The organism is Luteibacter sp. P4_D7_3 (assembly GCF_056401735.1).
The window spans coordinates 1-8,577 of the sequence record NZ_JBFUIT010000167.1; the positions used below are offsets into that span (position 1 = coordinate 1).

The following is an 8,577-nucleotide window of genomic DNA, read 5'->3' on the forward strand; positions in this document are numbered from 1 at the left end:
CCCATACGCTTCCGATTACGCCCTGGGAGGCCGCCATGGGCGCCACGGTGCCGGTCCCGACCCTGGGTGGTCACGTAGACCTGCGTATTCCCGCCGGCTCGCAATCGGGCCGTAAGCTGCGCCTGAAGGGGCGCGGCCTGCCGGGCTCGGAGCCGGGCGACCAGATCGTCGTGCTGGAAATCCGTGTGCCGGTACCTGAAACCCATGAGGAGAAAGCGGCGTACGCGGAGTTCAAGGACGCGTTCCCCGGGTTCGACCCACGGCAAGGGTAGTCGTTGTGGCTGCGCCGCCGATGCACCTACCTCACTTTGGCAGGTGTTCCTTCAGGGCGGCGACCAGCTCTTCTTCCTTGATCGGCTTGACCACGTAGTCCTTGGCGCCCTGGCGCAGGCCCCAGACTTTGTCCGTGTCCTGGTCCTTGGTGGTCACCAGGATGATCGGGATGTGCTTGGTCGTCTCTTCCTTGCTGATCGTGCGGGTGGCCTGGAAGCCATTGAGGTTCGGCATGACCACGTCCATCAGGATCAGGTCGGGAATCTCGCGCTTGGCGACTTCCACACCCTGCGCGCCGTCCTCGGCCGTGATGGCCTCATGGCCCAGTTTCTCGACGATGCGCTTGATGCCCAGCAACTGCGACGGCGAATCGTCGACGATCAGGATACGAGCCATTCACTTTCCCCCGGGACCAGGCCCGATGTGTTGTCCTTGATGACGTACGCCTTCCAGGCGCCCGTCTCGAATGCTGCGGTGACGTAAAAACGTCGCGCGTTGCGCCTCTGGCGTAGGGACATTCTACCGTCCAGCGCGGTGGTATCAATGGTGACACGGTCGATACCTGTTTCGACAAGGGTTTAGGAGTGATCCCGACCGCCCGATCGACCCTGCCGGCGTCGCCGTAGCCCGAATCAGTCAGTCCGAAAGCTTTGAAACAACGTCGTGCCCCAACCCCTTCGTGCTGTCGATCAGGCGGATGGTCCCATGGTCGACGCGCCATAGCAGGTTGTTCGAGGTTGTCACCTCAGACGGCGTCGGAGGTGATCCACTTCGGCGTGTAGGACGATTCGTAGTGCTTCATCCAGTCGAACAAGGCGTCGATGCTGGCGCCGAACCAGACTTGTTCGCGCTGGTTCTTCTTGACGAAGCCCTCGGCGACCATATGGTCCATGCTGGCGGAGAGACCTGCGTAAAAGCCGCGCACGTCGAGGAAGGCACACGGGTAGCTGTGCAGGCCGAGTTGCGCCCAGGTGAGCATCTCGAACATTTCGTCCATGGTGCCGAACCCGCCGGGCAGGGCGACGAACGCATCGGAGAGCTCGTACATGCGCGTCTTGCGCTCATGCATGGTCTCGACGACCTGAAGCTCTGAGAGGCCGGTGTGAGCGACTTCCTTCTCGACCAGCTGGCGCGGGATGACACCGATGACGCGGCCACCTGCCGCAAGCACGGCATCGGCGACGGTACCCATCAGGCCGACTTTGCCGCCGCCGTAGACCAGGGCGATGCCTTCCTTCGCCAGGCGCGTGCCGAAGGCTGTTGCCGCCTCGGTATATTCCGGGTTGCCGCCGCTGCTGGAGCCGCAGTAGACGCAGAGGGATTTGATGTCACGCATGGGGAGATCTCCGATGTATTCGATGTCTGGCCTTGGTAGGAGCCGATTCATCGGCGATGCGTGCTTGCGACACGGTTAGGGATCGCCGATGAATCGGCTCCTACCGGGCACGGCGTCGCCAACGCTGAAACGACGAAGCCCGCCCATGCGTGCGGCAGGGGCGGGCTTCTTGTCACGCAGGCGATCAGTTGCCCTTGTGGATGGCGCGCTTGTCGACCGACAGGGCCGCCTCATGCACCACTTCCGACAGGGCCGGGTGAGCGTGGACGATGCGGGCGAGGTCTTCCGACGAGCCTTWGAACTCCATCGCCACGACGCACTCGTGGATCAGCTCGGAGACGACCGGGCCCACCATGTGCACGCCGAGGATACGGTCGGTCTCGGCGTGGGCAATCATCTTGACCTGGCCGATGCCTTCGTTCATCGCCACGGCKCGGCCGTTGGCGGCGAAGGGGAAGGCGCCCGTCTTGTACGGGATGCCTTCTTCCTTGAGCTGCTCTTCGGTCTTGCCGACCCAGGCGATTTCCGGCTCCGTGTAGATGACCCAGGGCACGGTGTCGAGATTGATGTGGCCCGGTTTGCCGGCGATGAGCTCGGCGACCATGACACCTTCCTCGGAACCCTTGTGCGCGAGCATCGGGCCGCGCACGGCGTCACCGATAGCCCAGACGCCATCGACGCCGGTGTGGTTGTGCTCGTCGACGACGATGCGACCGCGCTCGTCGAGCTTCACGCCCGTGTCGTCGTCCAGCAGGCCGGCGGTGTAAGCGCGACGGCCGACGGCGACCAGCAGCTTGTCCACGACGAGCGACTGAGCCGCGCCGTCCTTATCGGTGTAGCTGACATGGACTTCGTCACCCTTGACCTCGGCGGCGGTGACCTTGGCGTTGACCTTGATGTCCAGGCCCTGCTTGGCGAACTCGCGGGCGGCCATCTTGGCGATGTCCTGGTCGGCCACGGCGAGGAACTTCGGCAGCGCCTCCAACACGGTGACGTCGGAACCAAGGCGCTTCCACACGCTGCCGAGCTCGAGGCCGATCACGCCGGCGCCGATCACGCCCATGCGCTTGGGCACGGCGGTGAGGTCGAGCGCGCCGGTGTTGTCGATGATGTGCGTGTTGTCGAACTTCGCGAACGGCAGCTCGATGGGCACCGAGCCCGAGGCGAGGATGACGTTGGTGGCCGAGATGGTCTGGACGGCGCCGTCGTTGCCGGTGACTTCGACCTGGTTGCCCTTGAGCAGCTTGCCCTTGCCGAAGAACGAAGTGACCTTGTTCGCCTTGAACAACATGGTCACGCCGCCGGTGAACTGCTTGACGATCTTGTCCTTGCGGCCGATGAAGGTCGCAATGTCGATCTGCGGATTCTCGGCAGTGATGCCGTGATCCTTGAAGTTGTGCGTCAGGTTGTGGAACTGCTTGGACGAATCCAGCAGCGCCTTCGACGGGATGCAACCGACGTTGAGGCAGGTACCGCCGAGGGCGGCCTTGCCGTCCTTGCCGACGAAGGCGTCGACCACGGCGGTCTTGAGGCCCAGCTGCGCGGCGCGGATCGCGGCCACATAGCCCGCGGGGCCCGCACCGATGACGATGACGTCGAACTTGTCGCTCATTAGGTTTGCTCCGGATGAAACGGCGGGATTCTGCTACCGCCAATATGGGGTCGGAACATGAAAACGGGAGTCTTTCGACTCCCGCCTTCACATTGATGAATCAACCGACCATCAAAGGCCGAGCAGCATCCGCTGCGGGTTTTCCAGCTGGTTCTTGATGTCGACCAGGAAGAGCACGGCGTCCTTGCCATCGATGATGCGATGGTCGTACGACAGGGCGATGTACATCATCGGCGCGGCGATGACCTGGCCGTTCTCGACGATCGGGCGCTCCTTGATCGTGTGCATGCCCAGGATGGCGCTCTGCGGCGGGTTCACGATCGGGGTGGAGAGCAGCGAACCGAAGGTGCCGCCGTTGGTGATGGTGAACGTGCCGCCCTGGAGGTCGTCCAGGCCGAGCTTGCCGTCACGGGCCTTCTTGGCGTAACCGATGATGCCCTTCTCGACGTCGGCGAAGGACATGTCCTGCACGTCGCGGAGAACCGGCGTGACGAGGCCCTTCTCGGTCGACACGGCGATCGAGATGTCCTGGTAGCCGTGATAGATGATGTCCGAGCCATCCACCGAGGCGTTGATCACCGGGTAGCGCTTGAGGGCTTCGGTGGCCGCCTTGACGAAGAAGCTCATGAAGCCGAGCTTGACGCCGTTGGCCTTCTCGAACTGCTCGCCCAGGGCCTTGCGCAGCTTGACCACCTCGGCGAGGTTCACTTCGTTGAACGAGGTGAGCATCGCGATCGAGTTCTTCGACTGCATCAGGCGCTCGGCGATGCGCGTACGGATACGCGTCATGGCCACGCGCTCTTCCGGACGGCTGCCCGGGGTCGGCTTGGCGGCCGGTGCCGGTGCGGCGGCGGGAGCGGCAGCGCCACCCTTGCCGACGTTGACCAGGTCTTCCTTGGTCACGCGGCCGTCGCGGCCCGTGCCGGCGACCTTGGACGGATCGATGTTCTCTTCGACGGCGACACGGCGGCCGGCCGGGGAGAGTTCGTCGACGCCCTTCGGGGCGGCGGCTTCGGTCTTCTCGGCCTTCGGCGTTTCAGCGGCGGCAGCAGCGGGAGCCGGGGCGGGCGCGGCAGCGGCGGCGCCTTCCTCGATCACGGCGATGACCTGGCTGCTGGTCACCGTGGAGCCTTCCTCGAAACGGATTTCCTTCAGCACGCCGTCAACCGGCGAGGGCACTTCGAGCACGACCTTGTCGGTCTCGAGGTCCAGCAGGTTCTCGTCACGCTTGACCGCATCACCGGCCTTCTTGTGCCAGGTGGCGATGAGCGCGTCCGAGACCGACTCGGGCAGGACCGGGACTTTGACTTCGATGGACATGCTTGCCTTACTCCGCTGCGTGATCGGTGCCGACTGGCGCGACGAGTGCTTGCTCGACGAGCGCCGTCTGTTCGGCGATATAGGTATTGAGATGGCCCGGAGCCGGCGACGGCGAACGCGAGCGTCCTGCATAGGACAGGCTCTGCTTCGAACCGATGCAGGCCTGGAGGTGGTGACGAATCTGGAACCATGCACCCTGGTTCATCGGTTCTTCCTGGCACCAGACCACTTCCTTGGCGGAAGCGAACTTTTCCAGTTCGGCCGAGACTTCCGGGCGCGGGAACGGATAGAGCTGCTCGACGCGCACGATGGCGACGTCGGTCAGGCCACGCTTGTCGGCGTCCTCGAGGAGGTCGTAGTAGACCTTGCCCGAGCACAGAACGACGCGCTTGACCTTCTTGGCCGGCAGGTCGCGGTGTTCGCCGATGACGAGCTGGAACTTGCCGTTGGCCAGTTCATCGAGCGAGGACACCGCCAGCTTGTGGCGCAACAGCGACTTCGGCGTCATCACGATCAGCGGCTTACGCACGGGGCGCACCTGCTGGCGACGGATCATGTGGAAGGCCTGCGCCGGTGTGGTCGGGACGCAGACCTGCATGTTGTCGAGCGCGCACAGCTGGAGGAAACGCTCCAGACGCGCGGAGGAATGCTCCGGGCCGGCGCCTTCCTGACCATGTGGGAGGAGCAGCGTGAGGCCGCAGAGGCGGTCCCACTTCGCTTCACCCGAGCTGATGAACTGGTCGATCACGACCTGGGCGCCATTGGCGAAGTCGCCGAACTGACCCTCCCAGATGGTGAGCTGGTCGGGCGAGGTGGTGGCTTCGCCGTACTCGAAGGCCATGACGGCTTCTTCGGAGAGCAGCGAGTCGATCACGTCGACGCGGGCATCGGCGCGAACCTTCGAGAGCGGCATGAAGGTATCGTCGCTGGACTGGTCGTGCAGCACGGCGTGGCGATGGAAGAACGTGCCACGGCCGGCGTCCTGGCCGACGATGCGCAGGTCGTTGCCTTCGGCGATCAGCGTGCCGTAGGCGAGGTTCTCGGCGAAGCCCCAGTCACCCGGCAGTTCGCCGGCGGCCATCTTGCGGCGGTCGTCGTAGATCTTGGCGACGCGGGCATGCAGGGTGACGTCGGCGGGAATCGCCAGGAGCACGTCGGACACCTTGGCCAGCAGTTCGCGTGGCACGCCCGTGTTCACTTCCATCGACAGGCTGGTCTTCTGGAAACGGCTCCAGTCGACCGGGATGTCGCGGGTCGGATTCGGATCGATCGCGATCAACGGCTCGCCCTTTTCGAGGCGGGCACGGTAATCGTCGAGCATCTTCTGGCCGTCGTCCGCAGCGATCGTCGAGGACTTTACCAGCGCCTGCGCGTAAAGGTCGCGGGTGGTCGGGCGCTTGCGGATGACCTGGTACATGAGCGGCTGGGTCGCTGCCGGCTCGTCGGCCTCGTTGTGACCGTGGCGRCGATAGCAGACGAGGTCGATGACCACGTCCTTCTTGAACTGCTTGCGGAACTCATAGGCCAGCCGGGTGACCTGGATCACGGCCTCCGGGTCGTCGCCGTTCACGTGGAAGACCGGCGCGTTGACCATCTTCGACAGATCGGTGCAGTACAGCGTCGAGCGAGCGTCTTCGCGCTTGGACGTGGTGAACCCGACCTGGTTGTTGATGACCAGGTGCAGCGTGCCGCCGATGGCGAAGCCACGGGCCTGCGACATCTGCATCAACTCCATGTTGACGCCCTGACCTGCGAAGGCGGCGTCGCCGTGGATCAGCAGGGCCATCGACTTTTCGCGGGCGGTGTCGCGGCGGCGCGACTGGCGCGCATGCACGGAACCGGCGACGACGGGATTGACGATTTCCAGGTGCGACGGGTTGAACGCCAGCGCGACGTGGACGCCGCCGTTCGGCGTTTTGACATCGGCGGAGAAGCCGAGGTGGTACTTCACGTCGCCCGTGTGCATCGGACTGTCGTCGTGCTCGAACTTGCCTTCGAATTCGTTGAAGAGCTGCGAGGGCGCCTTGCCGAGGATGTTGACCAGGACGTTGAGGCGGCCGCGATGGGCCATGCCGATGATGACTTCCTTGACGCCGTTGTCGCCGGCGGCACGGACGATGTCATCGACCATCGGGATCATGCTTTCGCCGCCCTCGAGCGAGAAGCGCTTCTGACCGACGTACTTGGTGTGGAGGAAACGCTCCAGACCTTCAGCGGCGGTGAGGGCTTCAAGCACACGGACTTTCTCAGCCTTCTGCAGGCCCGGGGAACCGGCCGCCTTTTCCAGGCGCGAATAGATCCACGCGCGCTGGTCGTAGTCGGAGATGTACATGAACTCGGCGCCGATGGTGCCGGTGTAGATGTGCTTCAGCTTCGCGAGCAGGTCGCGCAGGGGCATGCGCTGGCCGCCACCGGCGAAGGTGCCGGCGTCGAACTCGGTACCGAGGTCGGCGTCGGAAAGGCCGTGGAAGGCCAGGCCGAGGTCGGGGGTGTCGATGTCCGGGACGGTCAGGCCGAGGGGATCCAGCTGCGCCGCGATGTGGCCGCGCGAGCGGTAGGCCGTAACCAGGCGGAGCACGCCGGCCTGTTTCTGCGCGTAGGCATTGTCCGCGGAGCCTGCGGCGGGTGCCGGGGCAGCCGTGCGGCGCTGTTTCTGCGCGGCTTCGATGCGGGCAATGGCGCCGGAATGGGCGACATCACCGGCCTCGCGACCTTTGAAGGATTTGAAATAAGTGTCCCATTCGCCCGTGACGGAGCCGGGATCGGCTAGCCAGGCTTCGTAGACTTGCTCTACGTAGTCGGCGTTGCCGCCGGCGAGTTGGGAGGATTCGGAAAACTCGCGGATCAGGTTTGCGCTCACGTCACCACCGGCACACACGAAAAGGACGGGCTGCCGCTGGACTCGTGGGGACGCGCCGCGGCATAAGAATCCGTTAAGTATAGCTCCGTGCTGTTGCGACGCGCCAACCCGGATTCACGTTTCGTATGCCTTTCAGATCCCGAGTGGTCTTATCTGCCATGCCGGCTCGGCCCGCTCCCAGAYTTCGTCGAAATACGCCATCAGGCGAGAGGTCTCTCCTGGCGCGTCGAGGTCGCCGCGTGCTTCGTACCTGCTGGCCACGGGTCTGAACAGGAAGCCACTGGTGGTATCGCAGATGAACGCCGACGCGTAACCGAGGTGCGTTTCGTCCACCGGCGTACGGATCGAGACGGCGGTCGGCAGGCGCTGGGCAAGGGCGATCACCCGATGCCCCTCGCGGTGGGCCTGTTCGGCATCGTGGGTCAGGATGCGGATCTGGGCCGGTCGACCGCTCGTCGCGATCCGGCGCAGTTCGGCGAGGATCGCGTCGCTGTCCAGGACCCCCGGCTCCATGCGCGGCAGATACATCGCGACGCGGTACCTGGCCTGGGCCAGCAGGCGGACATGGGCAACCTCGAGGCCGGCACGGTCCTCGACAGTCAGCGCCGTGTCCGCCTTGTCGGTCACCGGCGGCGACCCTTGCGGACGATCAGCTGGCCCTCGTTGACCAAGGCCAGCAGGACCTCGCGCCCGGCGGGGGAGGTCGCCCCTTCGAGGCGAAACTCGCGTTCGGCCGAAAGCCGCTCGGCCAGATCGACCGGGCAGGGGTAGGCGTGCCCACTCACGTATAGCGTGGCGTCCTTCTTGCCGCGCACCCAGGCGAGGCGGGCGAAGGGATGGCGGACCAGGGCGGCTCCCCCGTCGAGAGCCTTGTCGAGCGCGGCGGCGGTGCTGGCCTTCGGCGGTGCGGCGGGCACCTGGGCGTTGCGATAGCGGGTGATGAAGCGACCGAACCAATCGGCCAGCAGGTCGCGGTCCAGCGCCGCCGCGAAGGGAAGGGCCTGGCGTAGACGGTTCAGGGCTGCCGTATCGATTTCGCCCACGCGCTTAGCAGGAACGAGGTCGGCATCGGTGTAGCGGAGCTCGTCGGGCATTCGCTCGGCGAGGAAATCGGCGAGATCGCCCGTGAGTTCCGCCTGCGAGGGCGCGCGCATGCCGACGGACAGGGTCATGCAG

Annotated in this window: 8 protein-coding genes; 1 reads left to right on the forward strand and 7 read right to left on the reverse strand. The window is 65.0% G+C overall.

From position 1 onward, the window contains the following. A partial coding sequence (locus AC1DSN_RS14265; RefSeq protein ID WP_477331262.1) for a DnaJ C-terminal domain-containing protein occupies positions 1-272 on the forward strand: 272 nt, incomplete at its 5' end. Positions 273-303: 31 nt separating this feature from the next. Here the strand turns inward: AC1DSN_RS14265 and pilH are convergent. From pilH to AC1DSN_RS14300, 7 genes are all read right to left on the reverse strand, one after another. Continuing rightward, positions 304-669: a twitching motility response regulator PilH gene (gene pilH, locus AC1DSN_RS14270; protein WP_063571547.1), complete on the reverse strand. Its 366-nt coding sequence runs from the start codon at positions 667-669 to the stop codon at positions 304-306. 349 nt (positions 670-1,018) lie between these two features. Continuing rightward, the gene (locus AC1DSN_RS14275) at positions 1,019-1,600 is read right to left on the reverse strand and encodes an LOG family protein (RefSeq protein ID WP_213948512.1); all 582 of its coding nucleotides are present in this window, start codon (positions 1,598-1,600) and stop codon (positions 1,019-1,021) included. A 193-nt stretch (positions 1,601-1,793) separates the two neighbouring features. Continuing rightward, a complete protein-coding gene (gene lpdA / locus AC1DSN_RS14280) occupies positions 1,794-3,221 on the reverse strand; it encodes a dihydrolipoyl dehydrogenase (RefSeq protein WP_477331264.1) in 1,428 nt (475 codons plus the stop codon). Positions 3,222-3,332: 111 nt separating this feature from the next. Then, a complete protein-coding gene (gene odhB, locus AC1DSN_RS14285) occupies positions 3,333-4,541 on the reverse strand; it encodes a 2-oxoglutarate dehydrogenase complex dihydrolipoyllysine-residue succinyltransferase (RefSeq protein ID WP_477331266.1) in 1,209 nt (402 codons plus the stop codon). A 7-nt stretch (positions 4,542-4,548) separates the two neighbouring features. Beyond that, complete coding sequence (locus tag AC1DSN_RS14290; protein ID WP_477331268.1) at positions 4,549-7,401, reverse strand: 2-oxoglutarate dehydrogenase E1 component; 2,853 nt, start codon at positions 7,399-7,401, stop codon at positions 4,549-4,551. A gap of 132 nt (positions 7,402-7,533) precedes the next feature. Then, positions 7,534-8,028, reverse strand: a complete 495-nt coding sequence (locus tag AC1DSN_RS14295; RefSeq protein ID WP_477331270.1) for a DUF7931 domain-containing protein — start codon at positions 8,026-8,028, stop codon at positions 7,534-7,536. Then, positions 8,025-8,577, reverse strand: a 553-nt coding sequence (locus tag AC1DSN_RS14300) for a winged helix domain-containing protein (RefSeq protein ID WP_477331272.1), incomplete at its 5' end; no start/stop codon positions are given. The genes AC1DSN_RS14300 and AC1DSN_RS14295, both read right to left, overlap by 4 nt.

Coding starts and splice junctions, on each gene's coding strand:
- pilH (WP_063571547.1), bottom strand. CDS start 669: ATGGCTCGTATCCTGATCGTCGACGATTCGCCGTCGCAGTTGCTGGGC.
- odhB (WP_477331266.1), bottom strand. CDS start 4,541: ATGTCCATCGAAGTCAAAGTCCCGGTCCTGCCCGAGTCGGTCTCGGAC.